Source organism: Actinomadura macra NBRC 14102 (assembly GCF_001552215.1).
GTDB lineage: Bacteria > Actinomycetota > Actinomycetes > Streptosporangiales > Streptosporangiaceae > Spirillospora > Spirillospora macra.
In genome coordinates this window covers 25,077-51,308 of the sequence record NZ_BCQT01000030.1, presented here as the reverse complement: position 1 = coordinate 51,308, position 26,232 = coordinate 25,077, and the positions used below count along the sequence as shown (strand labels likewise).

18 protein-coding genes and 1 tRNA gene are annotated in these 26,232 nt (G+C 72.3%); 7 read left to right on the top strand and 12 right to left on the bottom strand.

The genetic code is table 11. The features are described from left to right. Nucleotides 1-85: 85 nt before the first annotated feature. Nucleotides 86-2,944: a helix-turn-helix transcriptional regulator gene (locus tag AMA02S_RS37725; protein WP_169806963.1), complete on the top strand. Its 2,859-nt coding sequence runs from the start codon at nucleotides 86-88 to the stop codon at nucleotides 2,942-2,944. A gap of 7 nt (nucleotides 2,945-2,951) precedes the next feature. On the opposite strand, the gene AMA02S_RS37720 is transcribed toward AMA02S_RS37725, so the two are convergent. The 3 genes from AMA02S_RS37720 to AMA02S_RS37710 all read right to left on the bottom strand — a co-directional run bounded on the left by AMA02S_RS37720 (nucleotide 2,952) and on the right by AMA02S_RS37710 (nucleotide 7,157). Further along, nucleotides 2,952-3,028 (bottom strand) — tRNA-Leu (locus tag AMA02S_RS37720). Nucleotides 3,029-3,216: 188 nt separating this feature from the next. Beyond that, on the bottom strand, nucleotides 3,217-6,117 hold the full coding sequence (locus AMA02S_RS37715; protein WP_067469181.1) for a helix-turn-helix transcriptional regulator: 2,901 nt from the start codon (nucleotides 6,115-6,117) through the stop codon (nucleotides 3,217-3,219). Nucleotides 6,118-6,902: 785 nt separating this feature from the next. Then, nucleotides 6,903-7,157, bottom strand: a complete 255-nt coding sequence (locus AMA02S_RS37710) for a hypothetical protein (protein WP_157431094.1) — start codon at nucleotides 7,155-7,157, stop codon at nucleotides 6,903-6,905. 233 nt (nucleotides 7,158-7,390) lie between these two features. On the opposite strand from AMA02S_RS37710, the gene AMA02S_RS37705 reads away from it, so the two are divergent. The 5 genes from AMA02S_RS37705 to AMA02S_RS37685 all read left to right on the top strand — a co-directional run bounded on the left by AMA02S_RS37705 (nucleotide 7,391) and on the right by AMA02S_RS37685 (nucleotide 14,916). Continuing rightward, complete coding sequence (locus AMA02S_RS37705; RefSeq protein ID WP_067469175.1) at nucleotides 7,391-8,071, top strand: TetR/AcrR family transcriptional regulator; 681 nt, start codon at nucleotides 7,391-7,393, stop codon at nucleotides 8,069-8,071. Beyond that, nucleotides 8,064-8,984, top strand: a complete 921-nt coding sequence (locus tag AMA02S_RS37700; RefSeq protein WP_067469172.1) for an ABC transporter ATP-binding protein — start codon at nucleotides 8,064-8,066, stop codon at nucleotides 8,982-8,984. The genes AMA02S_RS37705 and AMA02S_RS37700 overlap by 8 nt, the downstream gene beginning before the upstream one ends. After that, nucleotides 8,981-10,612, top strand: a complete 1,632-nt coding sequence (locus tag AMA02S_RS37695) for an ABC transporter permease (protein ID WP_067469169.1) — start codon at nucleotides 8,981-8,983, stop codon at nucleotides 10,610-10,612. The genes AMA02S_RS37700 and AMA02S_RS37695 overlap by 4 nt, the downstream gene beginning before the upstream one ends. A gap of 249 nt (nucleotides 10,613-10,861) precedes the next feature. Then, nucleotides 10,862-12,673 (top strand): protein kinase domain-containing protein, encoded by a 1,812-nt coding sequence (locus AMA02S_RS37690; RefSeq protein WP_067469166.1) that lies wholly within the window; start codon nucleotides 10,862-10,864, stop codon nucleotides 12,671-12,673. Beyond that, nucleotides 12,670-14,916, top strand: coding sequence for an FHA domain-containing protein (locus AMA02S_RS37685; RefSeq protein WP_067469163.1), 2,247 nt, complete (start codon nucleotides 12,670-12,672; stop codon nucleotides 14,914-14,916). The genes AMA02S_RS37690 and AMA02S_RS37685 overlap by 4 nt, the downstream gene beginning before the upstream one ends. Before the next feature lie 46 nt (nucleotides 14,917-14,962). On the opposite strand, the gene AMA02S_RS37680 is transcribed toward AMA02S_RS37685, so the two are convergent. The 5 genes from AMA02S_RS37680 to AMA02S_RS37660 all read right to left on the bottom strand — a co-directional run bounded on the left by AMA02S_RS37680 (nucleotide 14,963) and on the right by AMA02S_RS37660 (nucleotide 20,717). Next, complete coding sequence (locus AMA02S_RS37680) at nucleotides 14,963-15,208, bottom strand: hypothetical protein (protein ID WP_067469160.1); 246 nt, start codon at nucleotides 15,206-15,208, stop codon at nucleotides 14,963-14,965. A gap of 55 nt (nucleotides 15,209-15,263) precedes the next feature. Then, nucleotides 15,264-16,190 (bottom strand): FHA domain-containing protein, encoded by a 927-nt coding sequence (locus AMA02S_RS37675; RefSeq protein WP_067469157.1) that lies wholly within the window; start codon nucleotides 16,188-16,190, stop codon nucleotides 15,264-15,266. A 110-nt stretch (nucleotides 16,191-16,300) separates the two neighbouring features. Next, nucleotides 16,301-18,067 (bottom strand): sensor histidine kinase, encoded by a 1,767-nt coding sequence (locus AMA02S_RS37670; protein ID WP_157431093.1) that lies wholly within the window; start codon nucleotides 18,065-18,067, stop codon nucleotides 16,301-16,303. Between the two features lie 173 nt (nucleotides 18,068-18,240). Then, the gene (locus tag AMA02S_RS37665) at nucleotides 18,241-18,927 is read right to left on the bottom strand and encodes a response regulator transcription factor (RefSeq protein WP_067469151.1); all 687 of its coding nucleotides are present in this window, start codon (nucleotides 18,925-18,927) and stop codon (nucleotides 18,241-18,243) included. Continuing rightward, complete coding sequence (locus AMA02S_RS37660; protein WP_169806962.1) at nucleotides 18,918-20,717, bottom strand: sensor histidine kinase; 1,800 nt, start codon at nucleotides 20,715-20,717, stop codon at nucleotides 18,918-18,920. The genes AMA02S_RS37665 and AMA02S_RS37660 overlap by 10 nt, the downstream gene beginning before the upstream one ends. A 412-nt stretch (nucleotides 20,718-21,129) precedes the next feature. Here AMA02S_RS37660 and AMA02S_RS37655 point away from each other — a divergent pair, with 412 nt between their 5' ends. Continuing rightward, nucleotides 21,130-21,888 (top strand): nucleotidyl cyclase domain-containing protein, encoded by a 759-nt coding sequence (locus tag AMA02S_RS37655; protein WP_157431091.1) that lies wholly within the window; start codon nucleotides 21,130-21,132, stop codon nucleotides 21,886-21,888. Nucleotides 21,889-22,009: 121 nt separating this feature from the next. Here the strand turns inward: AMA02S_RS37655 and AMA02S_RS37650 are convergent, their stop codons facing one another. The 4 genes from AMA02S_RS37650 to AMA02S_RS37635 all read right to left on the bottom strand — a co-directional run bounded on the left by AMA02S_RS37650 (nucleotide 22,010) and on the right by AMA02S_RS37635 (nucleotide 26,195). Continuing rightward, nucleotides 22,010-22,969: an aldo/keto reductase gene (locus tag AMA02S_RS37650; RefSeq protein WP_245668012.1), complete on the bottom strand. Its 960-nt coding sequence runs from the start codon at nucleotides 22,967-22,969 to the stop codon at nucleotides 22,010-22,012. A gap of 8 nt (nucleotides 22,970-22,977) precedes the next feature. Next, nucleotides 22,978-24,084, bottom strand: coding sequence for a zinc-binding dehydrogenase (locus AMA02S_RS37645; protein WP_067469140.1), 1,107 nt, complete (start codon nucleotides 24,082-24,084; stop codon nucleotides 22,978-22,980). Nucleotides 24,085-24,103: 19 nt separating this feature from the next. Further along, nucleotides 24,104-24,976 (bottom strand): branched-chain amino acid ABC transporter permease, encoded by an 873-nt coding sequence (locus tag AMA02S_RS37640; protein WP_067469137.1) that lies wholly within the window; start codon nucleotides 24,974-24,976, stop codon nucleotides 24,104-24,106. 61 nt (nucleotides 24,977-25,037) lie between these two features. Next, the gene (locus tag AMA02S_RS37635) at nucleotides 25,038-26,195 is read right to left on the bottom strand and encodes an ABC transporter substrate-binding protein (RefSeq protein ID WP_067469134.1); all 1,158 of its coding nucleotides are present in this window, start codon (nucleotides 26,193-26,195) and stop codon (nucleotides 25,038-25,040) included. Nucleotides 26,196-26,232: the final 37 nt, after the last annotated feature.

The window sequence follows — 26,232 nt, the reverse complement described above, 5'->3', positions numbered from 1 at the left end:
GGCGAGATCCCTCGGCCATGTGAGTCCGATCGCAGGCCCGGCGACACGACCTGATAATCAAAGAACGGCAGTTCGGGGAGAATTCGTGAGTCCGGTGGAACGGAACGAGGAAGTCGCCGCACTCGAAGAATTGCTGACCGATTCCTTGCTGGTGCGCAGCAGGGTGGCGATCATCAGCGGTGATGTCGCCACCGGCAAGAGCTCCCTTCTGTGTTCCCTGCAGGAGACGGCCCGCGACTCCGGCGCCGTCGTTCTCGGCGCCGTCGCCTCGCCCCTGGAGACCAACCTGCCGGTGGGGGTGCTGGAGCAGCTCTTCTGCAGTCCCGAGCTGCCCGACACCATGGCCGAACGGGCGAGACGGCTGCTGGACGCCCACCGCCTGCCGCTTCTGGTGTGGTTTCGCGGGATGTGGGACCTGCTGCGCGGCCTGACCGAACACCGCCCCGTCGTGATCGGCGTCGACGACGTCCACCACGCCGACGAGACGTCCCTCCGGTGCCTGCTGTACCTCGTCCGCCGACTCCGATCCGCCCGGCTGCTCACGGTCTTCACCGAACGGCCGCGCTCCCACACCGCCAGGGCCCCGCTGCACACCGAGTTCCTCCGCGAGCCCCACTCCCGCCTGATCGAGCTCGGCCCGCTGTCGACCGGCGACGTGACCGACCTCCTGCGACGCCGCTTCGACGCGGGCACGGCCCGGCGCCTGGCACCCGCCCTCCACGAGACGAGCGCCGGCAACCCGGCGCTCGTGCAGGCACTGGTCGAGGACTACGCCGCCGGGCCGGAGCCGCTCGTTCCCGAGCGCGTCGCGGGCGGCGCGTTCGGCCGGGCGGTGGTCGATCTCCTGCGCCGCCACGAGTTCCCCGTCCTGGACGCCGCACGCGCACTCGCCGTCCTAAACAAGCCCGTCCCGCCGAGGCTGCTCGGAATGCTGCTCGACATCGACGCCGAGTCGGCCGCGCGGGCGGTCGCCACGCTGACGTCGGCGCGCATACTGCACGGCGGACGCTTCCGGCAGGCGGTGGCTCAGGCCGCGGTCGCCGACGGCATGCCCGCCGCGGAGCGCCGGAGCCTGCATCTGCGGGCGGCCGAACTGCTGCACTCCGAGGGCGCGGCCGCGGCGGAGGTGGCCGAGCACATCGTCGCCTCCAACCACGGCGAGCCGCCCTGGGCATTGCCCACCCTGCGCGAGGCAGCCGAGCAGGCACTGATCCGCGACGACCTGGACACCGGCATCCGCTACCTCAGGGCAGCCCACCAGATGTGCGGCGACGAGCGGCGGCGGGCCGTCATCGCCGCCGTGCTCGCCGACGCCGAGTGGCGGGTCGATCCCACGATGGTCCTGCGGCGGCTGCCGGAGTGCGACCTCGCCATCCGCGAGAACCTGCTGGACGAACGGTACACCGCCGCCCCCCTGACATCGCTGATGTGGCAGGGACGGCTGTCGGAGGCCCTGCGGACCCTCGACATGATCCTGCGGAACGGCTTCGGCACGCAGCACGGTGACCATCCGGCCGTCCTCGATCTCATCCCTCCCGAGCACTGGCCGGCATCTCTGTATCCCGAACTGGTGCCCCCCGCGCTTCCGGAGGAAGCACCGGACGCCGGTGAAGCGGGGGAGCCCGGTAAGGCGGTGGAGCCCGGTGCCGCCGAACCCTGGGCGCCCGTCCGGGCCGCGCCGCCTGCCGACACGGGGTACCACGCGGGCCCCCTGCTGGTGACCCGGCTCCGCTGTGGTGACATCGACGGCGCGCTGGGGGCCGCCGAGCGCATTTTGGAACGCTCTCGCCTGAACGAGCAGACGTTCGTGCCGCTGTCGATCGCGCTCGGCACGCTCGTGTACGGCGGCCGTCCGGCCACGTCGGCGCCATGGTGCGACTTCCTCATCGAGGAGGCGATGGCCCGGCGCAGCCCGACCTGGCTCGCCCTGTTCACCGCGCTGCGGTCGCTGATCCACCTCCGGCAGGGCGAGCTCGTGGCGGCCGAGGAGCGGGCCGAGGAGGCGTGGAACCTGATCCCCCGAAAGGGCTGGGGTGTCATCGCCGGGCTGCCCCTCTCGTGCCTGATCTTGGTCAGGACGTTCACGGGCCGGCAGGAGGACGCGGCGGCCCTCCTGGACATCTCTGTACCCGAGGCCATGTTCCGGACTCCGATGGGCCAGCACTACTACTACGCCCGCGGACACCACCACCTGGCGGCGAAGCGGTACCACGCCGCCTTGTACGACTTCCACGCGTGCGGGTCGATGCGGGCCGACGCGGCCGTCGAACCCTGGCGTATCGGCGCCGCCCAGGCGCTCCTCGCCCTGGGCTGGGCCCCACGCGAGGCGAGACGGCTCACCGACGAGCAGCTGGCGCTCGCATCGCCCGCCCACATCCGCACCCGCGGCATGGCGTTGCGCGTGCAGGCCGCGACCCATGACCTCCCGGATCGCCGCGCGCTGCTCGAGCAGGCGGTGGAGTTGCTCGAACGTTACGGCGACCGGCTGGAGTTGTCGCATGCGCTGCGCGATCTGAGCGATCTCCACACCCGAATGGGTGGACATGACCGCGCCCGGGAACTGGCGGCCAAGGCCGACGGCCTCGCTCGGCAATGTGGTGTTCCGGGTCGGGCGGCCCCGCACGACGGTGACGAGAACCCCGGCGACACCGGTCTCAGGTTGAGCGACGCGGAGCGGAGAGTGGCGTCACTGGCCGCCGACGGCTACACGAACCGTGAGATATCAAAGAAGCTCTACATCACCATCAGCACGGTGGAACAGCACCTCACCAACACCTACCGCAAGCTCAATGTGAAGCGTTTCGACCTCAAAGGCGCTCTGCAGGCCAGGGAGATCGTGCTGCCCCCGTCCGGATCGTCCCTGGAAACGGGGGGCGGCCCGCACGGGACGCGAAACTCCGGCGCCGACATCGTCGGTTCAAAGGCGGCCGATGGCCGCCGTTGAGCATGGGTACCCCGGGTGGGACTCGAACCCACACTGTACGGATTTTGAGTCCGTTGCCTGCCTGCCTTGTTGGGCCACCGGGGCGCCGGGATGTTCATGGACAATCTAGCCAGCCCGCTCTGAACGGTCAGCCCCTATGATCCGCACCCCTATTGGTCATCGCCACGAGTAGAAGAACAACCGGCCGCCGCGGACACCGATCAGCCAGAGTCGCATTCGTGGTCCGGAGTTTGCGAACGACTTGCGGGCGACAATAGTTTGGGGGGACGGAGTCATCCGCAGCCGTTGCACGCCGCCACGCTCTGACCCGCGGGCCACAGGTTCCGGTTGGCCGCCGGCTGCGGCCGGGGCTCGTCCCCCACGAGGCGAACCTGCCCGCCATGCCGCGGGATCCCGGAAACCGCGTCGTTCGTTTCGTGGTGTTGGAGGGCGGACCGCAGGTCGAAGCGCTTCACATTGAGCTTGCGGTAGATCTTCGTCAGATGTTGCTCGACCGTGCTGATCGTGATGTACAGGCGTTCGGAGATCTCCCTGTTGGTGCACCCCTCGGCGGCCAACGCCGCGACCCTCTGCTCGGCGTCGCTCAGCTCTGCGACCCGGCCCGGCTCCCCGTCGGGCTCCGCGAGCTCGCCGGCGAGCACCCGGTCCGCAAGGTCGATCCCGCACCTGTGGGCGAGGTCGCAGGCCCGGCGCGCCAGTGCGCGGGCATCCCGGCCCTCCCCGCGCTCCTTGCACGCCCGGCTCAGGTCGGCCAGCGCGTAGGCCAGCTCAAGTTGGTCGCCGCTACGCTCCAGGACGGCCACGGCCTCGCGCAGCAGCGGCGGCCGGGCCTCGATGTCGCGGGTCGCGGCCTGGACGCGCAGCGAGATCCCGCGCGTGCGCAGGTGCGCGGGCGACAGCAGCGCGAGTTGCCCGTCGATGAGTCGCCTGGCCTCCAGTTCCTCCCCCAGCAGCAGGTGCGCCTGGGCGGCCCCGGCGCGCCACGGCTCGACCGCGGGCAAGTCGATGCCCCAGCCCGCCATCAGCTTCCCGCAGGCCCGAAAGTCGGACAGGGCGGCGTGCGGGCGGCCGGCCTCCAGATGGTGGCGGCCACGCGCGCACAGGTAGTGCAGCCCCATACGGGTCTGGAACATCGCCTCGCGCACGGGGACGTCGAGGTAGGTCGCCGCGCCGTCGACGTCGCCGAGGGACGTCGTCGCCTGCACCATCGCCGCGAGCGGCAGTCCGACCGCGACGCCCCAGCTCGCCGGGGGGATCAGGCGCAGCGCGAAGTCGGCGTGCCGCTGGGCCGCGACCAGGTCGCCCCGCCTGACCGAGATCAGTGCCCGCTCCGCCGAGAAGAGCGCGTGCCAGGTGGGGCTGGAACGGGCGGCGGCCTCTTCCAGCAGGGAGTCGCACCAGGTCGCCGCCTGGTCGAGCCGGTCGTTGTAGATGAGCAGGGCGAGCGCGGTCGTGAGCGGGGCGAACGTCCGGTGGTTCAGGCGGGAGCGCTGGAGTATCCCCTCCGCGGTGTCCAGGATGCCGTTCCCGCTCCCATGGACCAGCCCGGACGCGAGCATGGCGGCGCCCTGTAGCTCGGGGTTCGGCGCGGCCTTCCATCCCCGCCCGTGGGCCGTCGGCCCGGGATGCACGGCGAAATGGTCCCGCAGGAGCGCGGGGTACAGGTAGGCCGCCCACAGGCGGGGAGTCTCCAGGTCGGCCGCGGGCGGTACCCCCTCGCGATCGTGCGGGGACGTGTCGACGATGTCGAGGGCCTCGGCCATGCGACCGTGCCACAGAAGGTACGTCACAGGGGTGAAACCGTCGTACCCATCCATCCCGTCCATCGGATGCCCGTTGGCGACAGGGTTGATCTCGTGCAGGTGGCGCAGGACCCGGGCGGGATCGACGCGCCACTCCGCGTCGGCGAGCGCGGAGGCGATGACCGGCCGCTGACGCTCGTCGTCGCACATCTGGTGGGCGGCCCGCAGGTAGTGCAGGCTCGTGATCACGTTGTCGTTCGCCAATGCGTGCTCCGCGGCCTCCCGCAGGATGGGGATCACCCAGGGCGCGTCGATGTGGTCGGCCGCCACGATGTGCGCGGCCACCTCCGCGGCCGCGACGCCCTCGTTGTTGAGCAACTCGGCGGCGCGGCCGTGCGTGACCATGCGAGCCGTCGGCGGGGTGCCGTCCAGGATCGCCGCGGGGAAGGCGTCGTGGCGGAAGCGGCCGTTCGCCCAGATGCCCGCGCTCGTCAGCGTGTTGAGGGACTGGGCGACGGACCCGGCGTCGATGTCGAGGATCCTGCCCAGCAGCTTCACCGATGCGTGGTCGCCCAAGATCGCGGTGGCGCGCGCGACCTCCATCACCGGGGCCTCGTACCGGTAGAGCAGGTTCAGTACGGCGCGGCCGAACGCGTCACCGCCGGTGAGCCCGGCCGCCATGATCTCCGGATCCGCGCGGTAGTCCTCGATGAGCGCCTGGACCAGCGGCGGATAGCCCACGCTCGCCTCATGGAAGGAGGGGGCGAGGTCCCGGGCGTCCTCCTCACCCAGACGCGCCGCGATCATGTCGGTGACACCCGCCTTCGAGAGCGGCTCCAGCCGTATCCGGCACAGGGACGGGTCGCGCAAGACCTCCGTGTGCAGCAGTGCGTTCGCGGCCGCAAGGTGGGAGCACTCGCTGAAGATCAGGTGTAGCGGCGCCGACCGCAGCCGGCGCAGCAGGTAGAACAGGCATCCCAGCGAGGTCTCGTCGGCGTAGTGCGCGTCGTCGACGCCGATGACGACGGGCCGGCTGTCGGTGAGGTCACGCAGGACGTCGCACAGCCCGCGCAGGATGGGCGAGCTCAACCGGCCGGTGTCGCCGACGGACGCCGTCCCGTCCGGGGAGGCGTTCCGGACGCCGGCGTCGAGCCACCGCATCGCGGCCTCCGCGCTGACGTCGGGCAGGTCCGGACTCCGGAAGAGCTGCTCCAGGACGCCGAAGGGCACGTTGCGTTCGAGGCGGGACGCGACGGCGCCGAGGTAGAGCGCTCCGGACCCCGCCGCCTTCTCCGCGAAGGTCCGCAGCAGCGCGGTCTTGCCGGTGGCGATCCCGCCGCTCATCAACACCACCGTGCTTCGCGCCTGCGCGAACCCGGCGAGCAACTCTTCGAGCGCCGCGAGTTCCTCGTCCCGTTCGACCAAGTTCACAGGGGCCCCCTGTGTGGTGATCACCTTTCTCCTCACTCGCATGTCGCGACGATGGTCGGAACACGGCGGCACCATTGGCGCGGTACCAGATGGAAAGGATAATGACACCGGCCCGGTCTCCTGGCAACGAACGTGGAGTTGACCCTTGACTTCAGAACGTGAAAACTTCCGCCCTGACCTGTGGCGTCTGATCACCGAAATTCATTGATAGGCGCCCCCGAGTTACTCGCTTGCCAGCGAATCGACGTCAATTGCGGTCGGCAGGGAATGGCGTTCAGAGCTTCCGGCACGGGGCGCGGGGGTATCCTTATTCCCCGACCGTCCGCGACCCCACCGCCACTCTCGCTAAACTCCGATTACGGCCGCCACGAGTGCCCGCATACGGGCTCACGCCCGCGCATGTCGCGGATGACCGAAAATCACTTCCCGTTGCCGGCGCGCCACGTCCGGACTCGCCGAACTGCTTCCGATTCACATCCCCTGGATCTCGTGACCGCCCACCCCAGGCGGCGGCCGTCGACGCCAACAATAATCCCCGATATCCACAGTGCCAATATCGTCTGTATATTTGGTTACCGTCCGGCCGATGGCCATACGATCTCCGCCGCCCCGATCTCGGTACCGACGAAGTCCCAACATCTCAGCGTCCACTAAAGCGCGACTAAAGACTTCAAAACAAGGCCCTCGGACAGTTTAGTGGGGGCCGCTTTGGGTAAATTTGACCGGCACTATACGAAAGAACGCCCCGCCTGGATTCGCACGGCGCCCGGTCGCCGCCGGGCGCCCTATGAGGAAAGATCCGCGGCCAGCGCTTCCTTGCCGATCTTGCCCACGCTCCGGCCCCGGTTGATCTGATCCTTGCCGCGGCCCTCGACGACGAGGTGCCCGCGCGGGAGTTCGCGGACGAGGTCGCGGGTGCGGTGGAAGCCGTCCGGGGCGAGGGAGAGCGGGCGTTGTGCTCGCTCGCGCGGGAGCAGGTTGTCGCCGGAGGCGGCGCGCGCGCCCGTCCGGCACATCGGGCAGGGGCGTCGGAAGGACACCGGCGAGCTCGGTCCACAGGTCTTCCCAGGTCAGCACCGAACCCCTGTGAACATTGGGCCGAGCACGGTCGCCGACGCCGGGGAGCGGGCGGAGTTGTTCGCGCGGACGACAGCAGGGCCAAGGCGAGACTTGACTAACTACGTGGAGGGGGTCTGTCGCGCCGCGCTACAATACATGTGTATGGTATACGAGCATATTGGAAGCCATACAAGCGTATTGGACCGAGGTGATCATGGCATCGACCAGTCGGGGCAGGACCCCGGCACCCGAGGATCTGACGGCCCGGTCCCGCATCAGGGACGCGGCGCTCCTACAGTTCGCCCAGCACGGTATTAAAGGGGCGACCTTCCGGGGCATCGCCGAGGCCGCCGGCGTATCGGTGGGCCTCGTCCAGCACCATTTCGGGTCCAAGGACGCGCTGCGCCAGGCGTGCGACGCCTACGCGCTCGACGTCGTCCGCAGCAACAGCACCCGGTCGACGACGGACGAGGCCGGCGATCCGGGGTTCCTGGCGGCGGCGATGCGGGCCGACCTGCCCGTCCGCCGCTACCTCGCCCGTGCGCTCGTCGACGGCTCGCCCGCGGCCGCGCAGCTGTTCGACGACATGGTGGACCTCACGGAGCGGTACCTCAAGGCGCCGCCGACCGGCGTCTCCGAGCCCGCCACGCGCGACCTGCGCGCCTACTCGGCGGCCGTGGCGGCGATGACCGCCGGCGTCGTGGTGCTGCACGAGCACCTGTCCCGGGTGCTCGACACCGACACGCTCACCGCCGAGGGGTCGCCGCGGCTCCGCCGCGCCGTCCTTGAGGTGTTCGACGACCGGCTGCTGAGCCGGGAGATCGTGGCCCGCGGTCACGCCGGGCTGGACATGTACGAGGCGGCCCCCGCCGCCGAGGGAGATGACGATGACTGAGGCGATCCAGGCCACCGGCCTGGTCAAGACCTTCGGCCCCACCCGTGCGCTCGACGGCCTGGACCTGACGGTCCGGGCGGGTGAGGTGCACGGCTTCCTGGGGCCCAACGGGGCCGGGAAATCCACCACGATACGCGTCCTGCTCGGGCTCATGCGCGCGGACGCCGGAACCGCGCGGCTCCTCGGCGGAGACCCCTGGCACGACGCGACCGCCCTGCACCGCCGTCTGGCGTACGTCCCCGGCGACGTCACCCTATGGCCCAACCTGTCCGGTGGGGAGGTCATCGATCTGCTCGGGCGCCTGCGCGGCGGCCTCGACGAGAACCGCCGCGAGGAACTGCTCGAACGCTTCGACCTCGACCCGAGGAAGAAGGGTCGCGCCTACTCCAAGGGCAATCGCCAGAAGGTCGCGCTCGTCGCCGCGTTCGCCTCCGACGCCGAGTTGCTCATCCTCGACGAACCCACCTCCGGCCTGGATCCGCTCATGGAGGAGATGTTCCGCGAGTGCGTCGAGGAGGAGCGCCGCGCCGGCCGGACGGTGCTGCTGTCCAGCCACATTCTCAGCGAGGTCGAGGCGCTCTGCGACCGCGTCACCATCATCCGCAAGGGCCGGACCGCGGAGACCGGCACGCTCGACGAGCTGCGGCACCTGACCCGCACGGCGATCACCGCCGAACTGGCCGCCGACCCCGGCGACCTGAACCGGCTGCCCGGCGTCCAGGACCTCGACGTCCGCCGCCTGGACGGGCAGGGAGTACAGATCCGCTGCGAGGTCGACACCGATCGGCTCGGGACGCTGCTGGAGCGGCTCACCCCGGCGGGCGTGCGGAACCTGACCAGCCGCCCGCCCACGCTGGAGGAGCTGTTCCTGCGCCACTACCAGGACGAGCTGACCTCCGCGGAGGTGTCATGACCGCCGTCACGACCACCTCGCTCCCGGCCGCGCGGCCCGGGCGGCTGGCCGGGACCGGGCTGCTGCTGAAGATCTGGCTCCGCCGTGACCGGATCATGATGCCGTCCTGGATCTACGCGCTCACCGCCCTGGTCGCCAGCACCGTCTACGGCTTCAAGACCGGCTACGACGAGCCGGGGTCGCTGGAGAAGTTCGCGCGTGGCATCAACGACAACCCCTCGGCTAAGGCCCTGTACGGGCCGGTCCTCAACGACCACACCGTGGGCGGCATGGCCGCCTGGCGCGTCGGCGCGACCGGCACCGCGATGGTCGGCGTCATGTGCATCCTGCTCGTGGTGCGGCACTCCCGCGCCGAGGAGGAGAGCGGGCGGCTGGAGCTGGTCGGCGCCGGCGTTCTCGGTCGCCGCGCACCGCTGACGGCCGCCCTGCTCGTCGCCGGCGCTGCCGGCGCCACCCTGGCCGTACTGGCGGCGCTCGTGATGGTCGCCTTCGGAGCGCCGGTGGACGGCGCGGTCGCCTTCGCCCTGTCCTGGCTCGTGTCGGGGCTGGTGTTCGCGGGCGTCGCGGCCGTCACCTCGCAGCTCGCCGAGACGTCCCGGCTGGCCAACGGGCTGGCGTTCGCCGTCCTCGGGACGAGCTTCCTGCTGCGTGCGGTGGGCGATGTCGGCTCGGCGGGCTGGGTGTCGTGGCTGTCGCCGATCGGCTGGGCCCAGCGGGTGCGGCCGTTCGCGGGTGACCACTGGGCCGTGCTGCTCCTGCCGCTCTTGACGTTCGCACTGCTGGCCACCGCCGCGTACGCGCTGACCGAGCGGCGCGACCTCGGCGCGGGGATCCTCGCTCCCTCCCTCGGCCCGAAGCGCGCCGCCCCGTCCCTGCACGGTCCCTTCGCGCTGGCGTGGCGGCTGCAGCGGGGTACGCTCGCCGGCTGGGCGGGCGGCTTCTTCGTCTACGGACTGGCCATCGGCGGCGTCGCGGACGGGGTGGGCGACCTGGTCGGCGACAGCGACTCCACTGCCAAGAGCATCCGGGAGATGGGCGGGCAGCAGGACATCACGGACGCATTCCTCACCACGGCGATGGGCCTGATGGCGCTGCTCGCCGCCGTCTACGCGGTTCAGGGCGTGCTCAGGCTGCGCGGGGAGGAGACGGCCCAGCGGCTCGAACCGGTGCTGGCGACCGCGGTCGGGCGGGTGCGCTGGGCGCTGGCCCAGCTCGCCGTCACCGTCGCGGGCACGGCGGTCGTCCTCACCCTGACCGGCATCGCCGTCGGGCTGGTGCACGGCGTGCGCTCGGACGATCTCGGCGGGCAGCTCCCCCGCGTCTTCGGCGCGGCGCTCGCGCAGCTCCCCGCGGTGTGGGTGATCGCGGCGGCGACCGTGCTGCTGTTCGGCCTGCTCCCCCGCGCCACGCAGGCCGGCTGGGGTGTGCTCACCGTCTGCGTGATGCTCGGGCAGGTGGGGCCGGTGCTGAACCTGCCGCAGGCGGTCCTGGACGTCTCGCCGTTCACCCACACGCCGAAGCTCCCGGGCGGCGGGTTCTCCGCGCTGCCCCTCCTCTCCCTCACCGCGCTGGCGCTGGCCCTCGCCGCGGCCGGCCTCCTCGCCTTCCGCCGCCGCGACATCAGCTGACGGCCCTTGGGGTGGGAGGCGCCGGAACGGCGGGCGCCTCCCACCCAAAAGGATCTTCTTCGATTTCCTGCATTCGCAAATCCGCAGGATGTCCGACTTATATAGGAATGCGCCCCTTATTGTCCCGGGTCGATGGCCGCAGGCGGTCATGCGAGGAGCTCAGGCCTGTAAACACGGCCAGCGAAAACAGACGGTGGAAGGATTGCCGGGTTCTCTGCCTTTCGGCACCGGCATTTCTAGGAGTCCGTAGTGGAACGCCCCCTGGGCAGCAAATACATCCTCGAAGAGGTCCTCGGGCGCGGCGCCACCGGTGAGGTGTGGCGCGGACGTTCCCACGAGGGCGAGGCACTCGCCTTCAAGGTCCTCCACGACACCCTCGCACGCGACCGGGACACCGTGAACCGATTCCTGCGCGAGGGCGCGATCCTGACCGACGTCGTGCACCCGCACCTGGTGCGCGTGCACGACCTGGTCGTCGAGGGCGACACCCTCGCCATCGTGATGGACCTGGTCACCGGATCGGACCTGCGCAGGCCGCTGAACGAGCACGGTGCGATGCGACCCGGCGACGCCTGCAACGTCGCGGCGGAGACCGCGTCCGCGCTGGCCGCCATCCACGAGGCGGGCGTCGTCCACCGTGACATCAAGCCCGAGAACGTGCTCCTTGACACCCACCGCACGCCGCCCTCCGTTCGGCTGACCGACTTCGGCATCGCGCGCATCGCCGAGCAGACCGGCAGCAAGTCGACCATGCTCGTCGGCACCGCGCCCTACATCGCGCCCGAACTCGCCGACGGCCGGCCGCCCACCCCGGCCACCGACCTGTACGCCCTCGGGATCATGCTCTACGAGATGTGCTGCGGGGTGACTCCCTTCGCCGCCGACTCCATGCTGGTCGTCCTGCAACGGCACGGGACCAGCGCGCCGGGCCGCCCGCCGGGCATCCCGGACGCGCTGTGGACCCTGATCGAGGCGCTGCTCGCCAAGGACCCCGAGGCCCGTCCCGGCCCGGCCGGCCGGGTCGCGATCCTGCTGGAGGCGCTGGCCCGCGACCTCCACCGTGTCCCAGCCGCGGAAACGCTGACCGAGCCTCCCGAACCGGTCGCCGTCCTGCACGGGGCCGACACCGCGCTGTCGATGCCGGGGGCCCCGCAGCGCGACGGCGGGGGTGCGGCGGAGCCGGCCGCGCGCACTCGCCGCGGACGTGTCCTCGGTATCGCCGCCGCCTGTGTCGCCGTGCTCTGCGCGGTCGCCGCCGGAGGGTACGTCGCGACCCGCTCCCCGGACTCCGGGCAGCGCGTCGCCGCGCCGGGGCCCTCCCCCGTGCGGTCGGGGGAGTACTCCCCCGCGCCGAGTGCCGGGACGAGCAGCGCGCGGCCCTCCTACGGCCCGAACCAGGTCCCCGACCTCACCGGCCTGCCCGAGGCGCAGGCGCGGGCACTGCTGCCGCCCTCGGTCGGCGTGCAGATCCGCCGTGAGCCCGCGCCCTCCGGCTCCCCGGACGGTGTGGTGCTCTCCCAGGACCCCAAGCCGGGCTCCGACCTGCCGGCCACGTTGCAGCTCACCGTCTCCTCGCGGCAGGCCATCCAGTACCTCGCCGACCTTGAGCCGAGTGTGGGGGACGACATCACCACCGGCACCGAGGCGGCAGGCTACCGGCTGTCGGGCCACGCCCAGTTACACGCCATCGGCGTCGAGGGCTCGCCCTGCGGCAACGAGACCGGCAGCGTCGAGTACGACCTCGGTCAGCACTACACCCGGCTGCAGGGACTGGCCGGTGTCGACGACAACTCGGCCGCCGCCAAGACGCAGGTGACCGTCGAGTTCTACGGCGACGCTCGCAAGCTGAAGTCGATCACCACCACGCTCGGCAAGTCCAAGGACCTGGACGTCGACGTCCGCGGCGTCCTGCGGCTCACCCTCCGCTGGACGTTCAGCGGAGGCGACGCCTCCCGCTGCGCCGGCGGATCGCTCGTCCTCGGCGACGCTCAACTCGTCGCCGCCGCAGGCTACCTGCCGCCCTCCACCGACTCGCCGAGCCCGGAACTCACGGGCCAGTGAGCGAGCCCGCCGCCCGTCCGGGGCACCTCACCGTGCGTGCCGGAGGGCGGACCCGCGCCTTCGTCCCGGGTGACCGGGTGCTGGTCGGCCGTGGCGCCGAGTGCGACGTCGTCCTCGTCGACGCCCGCGTTTCCCGGCGGCACCTGGAGCTCCGTCACGACGACGGCTGGGTGGTCCGCGACCTCGATACCGTGAACGGGACCTGGCACGAGGACGCGCCGGTCACCGCGCGGCCGGTCGGTGCCGGGCTCGCCGTCCGGCTCGGCGACCCGCTGGACGGCCCGCTCGTCGAACTGGTCGCGGTCCCCGCCGAGGACCGCTCGGCCACCGGTGCCCTCGACGCGCACCCGGCCCGCGAACCCGTCCCCCTCGGTCGGCACCTGACGATCGGGCGCGGCACGGGCAACACCCTCGTGCTGGACGACCCGCTGGTCTCCCGCGAGCACGCGCGGATCGTCCTCGGGCCGCGCGGGCATGTCGTGCAGGACCTCGGCAGCGCGAATCTGACGTTCGTCAACGGCGACTGTGCGACCCGCGCAACATTGCGCGACGGGGACGTGCTGACCTGCGGGCGGACCCGGCTCGTGCGGATCGCCGACCGGCTGCATTTCCTGCCCCGGGCCGCCGGCGCCGGACTGGAGGCGGCCGGCCTCGCCGTGCTCCCGGCGGCGCACGGCGAACCGCTCGCCCCCACGCTGACGTTGCGGCTGACCGGCGCGTCGCTGCTGGCGGTCGTCGGCCCGTCCGGATGCGGGAAGTCCACCCTTCTGCGCCAGCTCGCGGGGCGGCGGCGGCCACCGGCGGGACGCGTCCGCTACGAGAGCCAGGACGTGCACGCCAACGCCGAGGTCCGTACCCGGATCGGCTACGTGCCGCACGAGGCCGCCGGCCATCCGCGGCTCACCGTGCGGCAATCGGTGTCCTACACGGCCGAGTTGCGAAGGCCACGCGACGTCGGCCGCGCGGAGCGGGCGGCGGCGGTGCGCTCCGCGCTCGCCGAGACCGGGCTGGAGGACGTCGCGGACCGGCGGGTGTCGGCGCTGGACGAGGATCGGCGCCGGCGGCTCGGGATCGCCTGCGAGCTGATCACCGATCCGTCGCTGCTGCTGGTGGACGAGCCGCTCGCGGGACTGGACCCCGGCCGCGCCCGCGAGATGACGCGGCTTCTGCGCGGGCTCGCCGACACCGGCCGGCAGGTCGTGCTGGCCACCCGGGAGCCCGGTGGGCTGGACGGCTGCGACTCGGTGCTGGTGCTGGCGCCCGGCGCGCAGGAGGCCTACCACGGCCCGCCGTCGGGGCTGCGCCACCGGTTCGTCTCCACCGCCTGGGCCGACGTCTTCGAGGGGTTGGCGACGGTCGCCGAGGCCCGGTCCGACCTGATCGCGGAGGTGCCCGCCGCCCCGCCGCCCCCTCCGGCGGCGACCCCTGCCGGCGCCGTGGTGCGCGATCCGGCCGTCCGCCGCCGTGCCCTGCGCGACGCGCGGGTCCTCATGCGACGCCGGCTCCGGCTGATGGCCGCCGACCCCGCCGCAACGGCACTGATGGCACTCGTGGTGCCGCTGCTGGTACTGCTCGCACTGGCCGTCGCCGACGACTCCGGGCTGGCCGTCCCCGGTGCCGGAGCCCGCCGTGTCCTGGTCGTGCTCGTGGTCGGCGTCGCGGCGGCGGCCGCGCTGCCCGCGGCGCGTGACCTCGCCACAGAACGCCTCTTGTACGGGCAGGAGCGAGCGGCCGGGCTGCTGCCCGAGTCGTACCTGCTGGCCAAGGTCGCCGTATCCGGTGGCCTGGCGGCGGCACAGGCGGTCCTCGCCGTGTTCCTGCTGCGGGCCCTGCGGCCGGGACCGTCCGGGTCCGTACTGCTCGGCCTGCCGACTGTGGAGATCGCCGTCGCGCTGGCCGTCACCGCGCTGGCATGCACTCTGCTCGGCATGGCGGTCGCGGTGTACGTTCCCGGTCCCGAATGGGCGCTGCCCGCCGTCACGGCCGCGACGGCACTCCAGCTGCCGCTGTGCGGCGGGCTCGTCCCGCTGGCAGGCGAGCCGCTGCTCGCCGGCCCCGCCGTGCTCGTGCCCGCGCGCTGGGGGTTCGCGGCGCTCGCCGTGACGGTCGATCTCGGGCGGGGCGCCGCCTCTCCGGACACGCTGTGGCGGCACGGTGCGGGTACCTGGACGCTCTGCGTCCTCGTCCTCGCCGCCCAGGGGTGCGCCGCGGCGTTCCTCACCCTGCGGCGGCTCCGGCGCTGAACAAGACGGCCGGGCGCCCGCGTGCGGCGGACACCCGGCCGGGGGTTCAGTGGCCCGCTGACCCGCGGTCGACGTGGACGACGACACCGGCTCGCGGCACCGCGCTCAGCGCGGCCACGATCCAGTACCCGTGGCCGAGCGGGAAGGCGGCGTCGTCCGCGCCGAGGGCCATGGCGACGGCGGCCGCGATGAGGCCGAGGCGGGTGATGAGGTCGATCGCCACGACGGTCGCCGCCGCCCGCGGCCGGCGGATCCGTGGTCTCCAGAACATCGTGTCCTCCTGCTGGTTCACCGGGTGCGATGCTCCTCAGCATCCGGGGGGCGGGAGCCCGGCGTCTGCTCCCCGATCAGGGACTTGACGCATCGTCCAGGCAGTAGGTCCAGTGGTTGGCCTGGACGTCCAGCCAGTACCGGTCCTCGAACAGCGCGAGGTGACGGGTTCCGAGGATGTCGTAGTGGATGAGCGCGGTGGCGATGGCGGTGTGCCCGACCGTCCCCTCGGAGGGCAGCAGCGTCCGAGCCACCAGCTTCCTGCGCAGCGCCTTCAGATGATCGTTGACCTTGCCGGTGAGCCGGTCCCGCAACCGGGGATCCCTGCCGACCACCCGCAGCGGGTAGGCCGCCCCGACGACCTCCAGCGCCCGCAGGCCGATCTCCGGGACCGACGGGAGCCTGGCCAACCGGGACGTGTCCCGCAACCACGGTGCACACAGCAGCAGCGCCACCATGAACTCGCGCTTCTCGGGGTTCATCGTGATCCCGGCCACGGTGCTCGACAAGCTCGCGCGTCCTGGCGGGAGGGCGGGCTCCCCGCCGGGTCCCCGCTCGGGCAGCCGCACATGGACCGCCCGCCTCTCCCGGAGCATGAGCGCCGACCCCACCAGCGCGCTGCCCGCCGACAGCAGGCACGCCTCGGACGGGTCGCCGGGCAGCCGGGGCCGCAGCCGGACCGGCTCGGGGCGGACCGGTCCGGGATCCTCGCCCACGATCCCGGTCTCCACCACCAGCACGTGTTTGGCACTGAGGTTGACGATGCGCACGCCGTCCGCCTCCACCGCGATCTCACCGACGCGTCGCGACATCCAGCGGTTGTTCTCACCGAACGCCAGGTCGACCTCGGGGCCGCGACCGAACGTCAGCCGGTCGCCCGGCCGCAGCCGGCGCGGCGGCCCCTCCGGCCCGCTCACCTCGACCGAGCCGTCGTCCTCGCCGTACGGTTCCACGGCCTGCTCCCCCGCGGCGTCCCGGCCCTCCAGCGCCTCGTCCCCCGGCATGGCCCCTCCACGGATCGCATCACCTTCCCGAGCCCCGAGCATCCCGCGTCGCGCGGTGTCCGCGCGTCCCGCCGGGCCAGGCCGGCAGGCCGGTGCCGGACAGCCGCGGGTCACTCCGCCGGGAGGGTGATGGTCAGCGTCGTGCCGGCGGCGGGCGGGCTCTGGATGTCCACGTGGCCGCGGAGGGCGCGGACACGGTCGGTGAGGCCGGCGAGCCCACCGCCGGGTGCGGGCGCTGCGGCGCCGACACCGTCGTCGCGGACCCGGGCGACGATCTGTTCCGGGCCGGCGCGGACCTGAAGGTCGATGGAGCGCGCGCGGGCGTGCTTGACGGCGTTCGCGACCGCCTCGCAGAGCGCGAAGTACAGCGTCGACTCGATCTCGGGCGGGAAGCGACGGGCCGGCAGCTCGACGCGGACGGGCACGGGGGCGCGGGCGGCGACCAGCTCGAGTGCGGGGCCGAGACCGGCGTCGGCCAGGATCGCCGGGTGGACGCCGCGGGCGAGGTCGTCCAGTTCGGCGACGACCCCGGCCAGCTCGCGGCGGCAGTCGGCGGCCCGCGCACGGGCGGACGGCTCCGCGGCGGCCGACTCCAGCGCCTCCAGCATGGCCTCCAGCACGCGAAGCCGGTGCTGCGCGCTGCTCTGGAGGTCGGCGGCGAGCCGCTCCCGCTCGGCGGCCTGTACCCGGACGAGGCGCTCGCGGGCCGCACGTGCCCGCTCCAGGTGGGCCTGGGCGGTGGCCTGAAGCTGCGCGGCCTCCAGGGCGCGGCCCCCGGCGACCAGCGCCGCCTCGACCAGCGACCCGTGGCCGCGGAGTGCGGCGGCGACCTCGACGGTGGCGAGGCGGTCACCGCCGGAGGTCCGCACTTCGTGCCGCCAGCGGCCCGGCTCGGCCGGCCCGGACGCCTCGACCCGGCGGCCGGCGACGTCCACGTAGGCCCGCTCCTGCGGCGCCCAGAACCACAGGTCGAGGGTGTCGTCGCGCAGGACGCCGCGCAGGGCGTCGCGCACCCGCTCGACGGAGACGGGGTCGGTGAGGCGCTGCATGCGCTCGGCGACGGTCAGCTCCGCGAGCCGCCCGCGCACCGCGGTGGCGAGGAAGGCGAGCGGAAGCACCATGGCGAAGGTGCCCTGGAGGAGGTAGACGCGCAGCACATCGTCCAGCCGAACGTCGGCGCCCACGATCGAGCCCTGGCTCGCCACGGCCCCGGCGGCGGCCACGACCATGGCGGCCGCGACCGGGACGGTGAAAGTGCGCTCCAGCCGGGTCGTCCTCGGTAACCGGCGGACGAGAATGACCACGAGGAAACCGACAACGCCGACCAGCCCGCAGATCAGCACGCGTAAGGAGCCGTCGAAGACGGCGCGGTCGGGGAACGGCCCCGGCCACATCACCGAGGGGGCGAATCCGTTCCACTCCGGACGGGACGTAAGGCACAGCAGCACCTGGCCGCCGACCAGGACCAGCGCGGCGGCGGCCGTCCAGAGCCGCTCGGCGGGACCGGTCAGACGCCCTACGGGATACAGCAGGACCGCTGTCCCGACGGCGAGGTAGAAGGCGGACTGTGCGAAGACCGAGACGAGCGGCGCCGCGCCCGAATTCCAACTCGCGAGCCACGTGACCGCCCACGCGGCGGAGGCGGCGGTGAACAGCCAGCCGGTTCGGCGGCCAAGCCGCCCGGCGGCCAGCACACCGCCCGCGACGGCGAAGCCGCCGCAGCCCGCCAGCGTGATCACGGCGGCGGCCGGGTGGTCGCGCCAGTACGGCCAGCCGCAGGCCAGCGCCACCGCGGCGACGGCCGTGCCCGAGGCGACGGCGCCGCGCACCCGCGCGCCGAACCATGGCGGCATCCACCGCCCGGGCACGGACCTCACCAGGGCCCCTTCCGTGTCGAGGCCCGCGGAGGGCGGAGGCCGCCGACGGGTCACGTAACGCGACCGGACTCGCACCGTCAGTCTCGCCCACCGCGCCTGTTCACGGGAGAGCCCGTTACCTGATTGATGCGCGGGACGGCTGAGACGAACAGGTCAGTACGTATCCGGACGTTTCAGGACGAGTCCCAACGTGTCTCGGCCGCCCGCAGCCAGGCCAGCACCGCCAGCACGCGCTTGTTGCTGTGCTGCGGGCCGGGCGGCCCACCCGAGGAGCTGATCCCGAGCTTGCCGAAGATGGCGCGCACGTGATCTTCGACGGTGCGCGCGGACAGGTGCAACCGCTGGCCGATCCCGGCGTTGGAGTGGCCTTCGGCCATCAGCGCCAGAACCTGCCGCTCCCGGTCGGACAGCTTCGCCAGCTCCTGCTCACGGTGCCGTGCCTCCACCAGCCGGCTCACCACGTCCGGATCGATGACGACCTCGCCCCGCATCACCCGCTCCAACGCGGAACGCAGGTTCTCGACATCGGTGACGTGATCCTTCAACAGGTAGCCGACGCCGCGCGGCTGGTCGCGGAACAGCTCCATCGCCTGCGGGGTCTCGTTGTAGGCCGACAGGACGAGCACGCCGAGCCCGCGATGCCGCTCCAAGAGGCGCCGCGCGGCGACGACGCCCTCGTTGGTGTAGGTCGGGGGCATGTGCAAGTCGACGATCGCCACGTCCGGCGGATCGTCGGCGACCCGGGTCAGCAGCTCCTCGCCCGAGCTCGCGGACACCGCGACCTCGATACCGACCGTGGTGAGCAGGGTGACCAGCGCCTGCCGGAAGATCCCGCTGTCCTCGGCGACCGCTACTCGCATGGCAGGACCATCCTCACCGTCGTGCCGCGGCCGGGATCGCCGGCGACCTCCACGTGCCCGCGCAGCGCCCGGATCCGGCCGGCCAGTCCGGCGAGGTCGGCGGCCGGGTCGCCCGGGCTGCCGCCGTCGTCGCTGACCTCCGCGACGAGCCGGGCACCCTCCGAACGTACACGCACGGTCACGCGGGACGCCTGCGCGCGGTCGACAGCGTACGACAAGGCTTCGCAGAGGACGGAGTAAAGGGTGGACTCGATCTCCCTGGAGTACCGATCGGGCGGCACGTCCAGCCGGACCCGGGTGCCGATCCGCTCGGCCACGACCTCCAGGGCCGGGCCCAGCCCGTCCTGGGCGAGCAGTGCCGGACGGACCTCGCGGGCCAGCGCCCGCAGTTCGGCCAGCGCCGCCATCAGCTCCTGGCGGCAGCCGCGCGCGTGGTCCTTCACCGCCGCATCGCCCGTCACGGCCTCCAGGGTGCCGAGCATCGCGCCGAGGGCGAGCAGCCGCTGCTGCGCGCCGTCGTGCAGATCGCGTGCGAGCCGCTCGCGCTCCACCGTCTCGGCCCGGACGAGACGCTCGTACGCCGAGCGGACCTGTTCGAGCCCGGCGTGCACGGCGGCCTGGAGCCGCGCCGTCTCCAGCGCCCGACCGCCGGCGACGAGCGCGGCCTCGACGAGCGGCTCGTGGTCGCGCAGCGAGCTGCCGAACTCCACGACCGCGAGCGGATCGCCGGCGGCGGTCAGTACCGTCCGCCGCCACCGTCCCTCACCCCCACGGCCCGGGCCGGCGGAGGCTTCCAGGGCGGCGGGCCGTCCGTCGGCGCCGACGTACAGGCCCTCCTCCGGTGCCCAGAACCACAGCCGCAGGGACGGATCGTGCAGCACGTCCCGCAGCGCGTCGCGGACGCGCTCCACCGTCACCGGCGCGGTCAACCGGAGCATCCGGCCCGCGACCGCCAGTTCGCCGATCCGGGCGCGCACCCCGGACGCCAGCAGGGTGAGCGGGACGAGCACGAACACCGCGCCCTGCACCGTGTAGACCTCAAGCAGATCGTCCAGGGGGATGGACGCCTCCATGACCGGCTTCTGGGTCAGCGCCGCGGAGATCCCCACGAACGCCAGCGCGACTGTCACCGGCAGGGTGAGGACGCGCTTCATCCGGCCCATCTTCGGCAGCCGGAGCAGCAGCACGGCCGCGAACGACAGGGCGAGGAGCAGGTACAGCACTGTCGACACCCACAGCACGGCCCTGAACACACCGAGGTCGGGATAGAGCGCGGGCCACCAGACCGACTCCCCGCGGAACGCGGCCCACTCCGGCTCGGAGGTGACCCAGAGCGCCGTCGGACAGCCCAGCAGCACCAGGCACGCCACGGCGGTCCAGATCCGGTCGGCGCGGTACTCCAGCCGCCCACTTGGGTAGAGCAGCACGCCGATGGCGAGCGCGAGGTAGAACTCGGCCTGGGCGTACGGGGAGACCATTGGCCCCGGCCCGGCGTCCCAGCTCGCCAGCCAGTTCAGCGCCCAGGCGAAGGACGCGAACACGAACAGCCGGCCGGTACGCCGGGTGCGCCCGCCGGTCGCCAGCAGCACCCCCTCCACCGCGATGGCGGCGCAGCCCGCGAGCGTGACCGCGGCGGCGACCGGATGGCCGCGCCAGTACGGCCATCCGGCGGCCAGCGCCACCGCAGCCACCGCGACACCGGTGAGGAAGGCACGCCTCGTCTCGGGGCCGAACCACGGCGGCGTGCGGCGCCGCCGCGGGCCAGATATCACCACGACCACCCTCTTCATGTTCGGACCAGCGGGCATCTCCGGCCACCGGGAACCCACGGGCTCCTGTCCGTGCTTTCCCGGACGAGAGGGGCGGTGTCACGGCGGGCGTCCGCACGCTCACCCGAAGTGTCCTGCACCCCGTCACCTGTGGGTAGCGGGCGTTATCCGATCGATGCGGGCATGGCCGGACACGGCGTCCGGGACCGGCGCCCCGCCCGTCCGGGTCGATCCGGGACACTCTCCCCTTGTCCCTGGGACGCACCCCGGTGACAGCGGGAATTCCGCTGCGTTTGCCGATGGGAAAAGGCGGCGGGAAATGCCCGGGAAAACGCGGGCGCCTTTTCCGGGTTCGCCTGGGTTGCCGGTACGGCCAGGCACTGTGAGGCTCGAATTGACCGGACGGCGGGGAAGGCGGAAAGGGGCGCGGGGGATGAATCACGAGACGGCGACGCGACCGGACGGGTCGGCCGACGCGGCGACGGAGGGGGCGCGGGCGGAGGCCCGGCGTCCCTTGCTGGTCGACGCGTCGGACCCGCGCCTCCCGGTCGTCGATCCCGCGCGGGTCCGGCCGCGCTACCGCGCGATCCTGGCGGTGGACATCGAGGGCTCGACCACTCGCACCGACCCGGTGAAGGCCGAGCTGCGCCGGACGCTCTACCGGCTGCTCGAAGAGGCCTTCCTGCGCGCGGGCATCGAGGAGCGCTACCGGGAGGACTTCGTCGACCGTGGGGACGGAGCGCTCGTCCTCGTCCGGCCGCTGGACGAGGTCCCGAAGACGCTGCTGCTGCACCCGGTGGTGCCGATCCTGGCCGCGCTGCTCGCCGAGCACAATGCGACGCCGGCGATCGCCCCGGGTCGCGACCGGCGGATCCGGATGCGTGTGGTGGTGCACGCGGGAGAGGTCCACAACGACGGCCGCGGCAATTTCGGGGAGGCGCTCGACATCGCCTTCCGGCTGCTGGACTGCCCGGAGGCCAAGGACGCGCTCCGCCGCGCGGAGGCGCCGCTGGTGCTCGTGGTGTCGGAGGACATCTACCACTCGATCGTGCGGCACGGATACGAGGGGATCGACGCGGAGGGCTACCGTCCTCTGGTCCGGCTGGAGGTCACCGGCAGGGGGCACCGGGGCTGGGTGTACGACGCGGACGGCGGCGTCCCGCTCGACCGCCACCGCGCGCCCGTGCGCTGACCGGGGACCGGCGGGGTGGCGAAGTGATGGAGTGGCGGAGCGGAAACCGCGTCGTCCCCCCACAGGAGACCGTGGGAGGACGACGAGCGTGCAATGAGGAGATGGTCCAGAGAGGGGACGGTTACGGGCCCTCGGGGTTCACGATGCCGCGGTCGACCCAGAACGGCTCCATCAGCGAGCGCAGCCGTTCGGCGCCGACGCGCTCCAGGACGTCCAGCGCCGCGATGTTGCCGGTCAGCTGCTCCAGGCTGGTCGCTCCGAACAGCACCGTGCTCGTGGACGGGTGCGTGAGAGTGAACGCGATGCACAGCTGCGCGGGCGTCGCTTCCAGTTCCTTCGCCAGGTCCGCGATGCCGGCGGCGGCGTCCTGGATCCGCGGACGGATCTCGCCCGGGTCGCGGCCGATCTGCCGGGACGAGCCGGACTTGCCGGCGAGGATGCCGCCCTCCAGGACGTCGGACGCCTGCATCGACACGCCCGCCGCGAAGACCTCCGCGAACGGCTCGCCGTCGGGGATGGCGCGCCGGCACGGGCTGTACTTGAGTTGCGCGAGCTGCGGGCCGGGCGAACCCGCGGCCAGGGCGTGCTCGCGGATCTCCAGGATCGTGGTCGCCGACCAGTTGTTGACGCCCCAGCAGCCGAGCAGGCCCTCCCGCTCCAGCTCCGCGAGCTCCTCGGCGAGGCGGCGCAGGTCGAGGTCGTCGCTGCGGATGTCGCCGAGCACGGCGACGTCGGCGTGGTCGGCGCCCACCCGGAACAGGGCGTTGGCGAGCTGATCGCGCATGGAGAACTCGGGGTACCCCTCCAGCCACAACTTGGTGGACAGCAGGTAGTCCTCTCGGGCGATCCCGGCGGCCCGCACGATCGCCGAGAACAGCACGTCGGTGAAGACCGGCGGGTGACCGGGCATCCCGTAGACGGCGACGTCGAACATGTTGATACCGGTGTCGACGGCGTGCCGGATCATCGTGACGGCGTCACCGAAGTCCATCCGGTCGTAGGTGTGCCAGGAGCCGAGGGACAGCACCGACGCGTCGGGACCGGCCGTGCCGAGACGGCGGCGGGGAATGCTGGTGGACACTGTGTTCCTCATCGGTGTGGGTGGATGACGGCCTTGACCTGCTCGAGCCGGGACATCGCGGCAAGGGCCGCGGAGGCCCCCTCCAGCCCGTCCGGCGCGCTGAAGAGGTCGTCCCAGACGAAACGGTCCTGGAACGTCCGCAGGAACTCGATCGACCGGTGGTAGTCGCCGACGTCGCCGTTCAGGGAGCCGAGGACGTTCAGCTCCTTGCCCATGATCGCGCCGAGGACGAGCTGCTCCGGCTGCGGGCCGGTGCTGCCGACGATCACGAACCGGCCGCCGAACGCGGCCATGCCCACCGCCTCGGCACCGACTCCGGGCGCGCCGGCGAGGTCGAGGACGAGCTCGGCACCGCGCCCGCCGGTGGCCTCCATGACAGCGGCGTGCCGCGCGTCGGCGTCGCCGTCCAGGCCGATGGTCACATCGGCGCCGAAGCCGCGGGCGAGCTCCAGCCGCTCGTCCGGCGCGCCGATCGTGATGACCTTGCCGGCACCGGCGACGCTCGCGACGGCGGTGGCGACGATCCCGAGCGCTCCCGCGCCCTGGACCACCACCGCCGAGCCCGGGCGGACTCCCCCGGCCCGGTCGAACGCGTGCAGGACGGTCTTGACCGCGCAGCCCGCGGCCGCCGCCCAGGTGTCCTTCACGTCGTCGGGCAGGACGACTTTCAGCGCGCCCGGCGTCACGTAGTTGTGCCCGGCGAGCCCTCCCGTGGCGTACGGGGGACGGTCCGCGCGCTGCAGGAACCCGTACCCGCGCTCGGCGCAGGCGACGGGGTTGCGCAGGACGGTACAGCCGTAGCAGTGCCCGCACACCGATTCCGACCAGCCGATGCGGTCGCCCACCTTGACGGTGCGGCCGAGCGCGTCGCGCGTCCCCGGCCCTACGGCGCACACCGTGCCCATCATCTCGTGCCCGAGGACGATCGGCAGCATGTCGGGGAACGACATGTGACCGGCCCACAGGTGCACGTCCGTCGCGCACAGCGTCGCGCAGTCGACGCGGACGACGGCCGCGCCCGGCTCCACCTCGGCGGGCAGCGGGAGCTCCTCGATGCTCAGGACGGCGCCGTGCTCGCGCAGCACCGCCGCCCTGGTCGACGTCAGATCGGGCATAGGGTGTCTCCTCGTTTCGTCATCTGCTGTGGGCGGTGTCCCAGACCTCGCGGCGGCTGCGCCACCACAGGAGCACGAGGATCACCAGGAAGGGCACGACACCCTGGTACTTCTGGATGGAGTCCACGGAGGATGACAGGCCCTCCAGGCATCCGAGGATCAGCCCGCCGACGAGGGTCAGCGGCAGGCTGCGGAACGCGCCGACCATCGCGACGGCCAGCGCGGTGCTGATCAGCCCGGACAGGGCACCGAAGTCGCCGCCGAGCCGCGGCGCGACCAGCACGATCACCAGCATCGTGATGGCTCCGACGCCCGCCCACACGCCGACGGCGAGCCGGGGCGCGGGGATCCCGACGACCTCGGCGGTGCTCGGCCGCTCCGACAGCGCCTGCAGCTTCAGCCCGATCCGCGTGCGGGTGAGCAGCAGGCCGACCGCGAGCGTGATGAGCACCGCGAACGCCAGCGACACCAGCACCGACTGAGGGACGACCACGCTGCCGATGGTGAACACGGGGTCGCCGAACGGGTTCGGGAACTGGTGCGCGCCGGTCGAGTTGCTCCCGAACAGCCGCAGGCCGATCGCGCTGAGCGCCACGAACAGCGCGACCGTGACGGCCGCCTTCGTCCGCTCCCGGTGCCCGGCGAACCAGCGGACCAGTGCCGCGCCGAGCAGCCCGGACAGCAGCGCGGCCGACAGCGCGCCGATCGGCAGGGCGAGCCAGAGGCTCATGCCGTCGTCGGTCAGCGAGACCATCACGAACGCGCCCATCGCGCCGACGGCCGTCATCGCGAAGTTGACGACGGCGACCAGCCGGTAGGTCAGGACGACGCACAGGCCGAGCAGGGCGTAACCGCCGCCGCTGGTCAGCCCGGCGATCACAGAGTTCACCATAGGGTTCCTCCGGGTGGGGCCGGGCGCGCGCGGAGGCCGCGCGCGCCCGGACGAACGAGGCTCAGTTCTTGCCCGGGACGGTGAAGCCGCCGGGCAGGACCTTCCAGCCGCCCTTGTCGGCCTTGACGAACCGGCTGCCCTGGATCGGGTTGTGCTCGTTGCCCGGCCCGAACACGTACGGCGTGCCGACCATCGGGTAGTTGATCGGCTTCATCTCCTTGAACGCCTTGGTCACCGACTCGCGGGTGATGTCGCCCTTGATGGTCTTGAGGACCTGGACGAAGATGTCCGCCGCCATGACCGCACCCTGGCTGAACGCCGTCTTCTGGATGCCGTTCTGCTCAACGATCTTCGCCCAGCGGGCGTTGCCCGGCAGGGTCGGGTCGGTGTAGGGCTGCCACTCGGTGCCGGCCCACGCGGTCATGTCCGCGGGGATCGTCTTGGCGTTGGCGTCGGTGTAGCTGTTGGCCGCCAGGATGAAGTCGACCTTCTGCATGCCCTGCGTCTTGGCCTGCGCGAACCAGGGGCCGACGGTCGCGTTGTAGAGCACGGCCTGGCAGCCGGCGTTCTTGTCCGCGACCAGGTAACGCGTCGGGTCGCCCTGTCCGACGGCGAGGTTCTTGTGGGCGAGCGTCTTGCCGGTGATCTCCGTCCACTTCTTGATGGCGCCCTCGATGCCGCCGCCGCTGCCGGGCAGGACGGTGTAGTCGATGCACACCTTGTCGCGCTTCAGCGTCTCGGACGCGTAGTAGAGCATCGCCGTGGTCAGCGCGTACGGGCCGGGGTTGACCGGCGCGATGTTCGGGCTGGTGAAGCAGGCCGGGTCGACGCCGATCGCCGGAACCGAGACGATCTTTTCCTTGCTGTAGGTGGCGCGGTTCAGGCCGCAGTCCACGGCGCTGGACGAGCCGGCGAGCGCGACGACGCCGTTGGACTGGATCAGCTCACGGGCGGCCTGGCCGGACCGGGACGGGTCCATCGCGTCGTCCTTGCTGATCAGCTCCAGCTTGCGGCCGTTGATGCCGCCGGCGGCGTTGACCTCCTCGAAGACCGCCTTGACGGCCTTCGGGACCTCCGGCGTCTGGAACAGACCGGTGATGCCGTTGATCGAGCCGACCTTGATCGGCCCATCGGAGCCGCCATCCGAGGAGTTACAGCCGGCGGTGAGGGACACGGCGAGCACGGTGGCGGCCGCGGCGGACAGATATCTGAGTTTCATGGCAGAGGCCCTTGTTTTCGCGGGGTGGGATGGCTGG

Bases quoted from the DNA above. Each gene is read 5' to 3' on its own strand.
- AMA02S_RS37675 (WP_067469157.1), bottom strand. From the start codon at position 16,190: ATGCCGGGGGACGAGGCGCTGGAGGGCCGGGACGCCGCGGGGGAGCAG.
- AMA02S_RS37655 (WP_157431091.1), top strand. From the start codon at position 21,130: ATGAATCACGAGACGGCGACGCGACCGGACGGGTCGGCCGACGCGGCG.
- AMA02S_RS37695 (WP_067469169.1), top strand. From the start codon at position 8,981: ATGACCGCCGTCACGACCACCTCGCTCCCGGCCGCGCGGCCCGGGCGG.
- AMA02S_RS37635 (WP_067469134.1), bottom strand. From the start codon at position 26,195: ATGAAACTCAGATATCTGTCCGCCGCGGCCGCCACCGTGCTCGCCGTG.
- AMA02S_RS37640 (WP_067469137.1), bottom strand. From the start codon at position 24,976: ATGGTGAACTCTGTGATCGCCGGGCTGACCAGCGGCGGCGGTTACGCC.
- AMA02S_RS37665 (WP_067469151.1), bottom strand. From the start codon at position 18,927: ATGCGAGTAGCGGTCGCCGAGGACAGCGGGATCTTCCGGCAGGCGCTG.
- AMA02S_RS37645 (WP_067469140.1), bottom strand. From the start codon at position 24,084: ATGCCCGATCTGACGTCGACCAGGGCGGCGGTGCTGCGCGAGCACGGC.
- AMA02S_RS37660 (WP_169806962.1), bottom strand. From the start codon at position 20,717: ATGAAGAGGGTGGTCGTGGTGATATCTGGCCCGCGGCGGCGCCGCACG.
- AMA02S_RS37700 (WP_067469172.1), top strand. From the start codon at position 8,064: ATGACTGAGGCGATCCAGGCCACCGGCCTGGTCAAGACCTTCGGCCCC.
- AMA02S_RS37705 (WP_067469175.1), top strand. From the start codon at position 7,391: ATGGCATCGACCAGTCGGGGCAGGACCCCGGCACCCGAGGATCTGACG.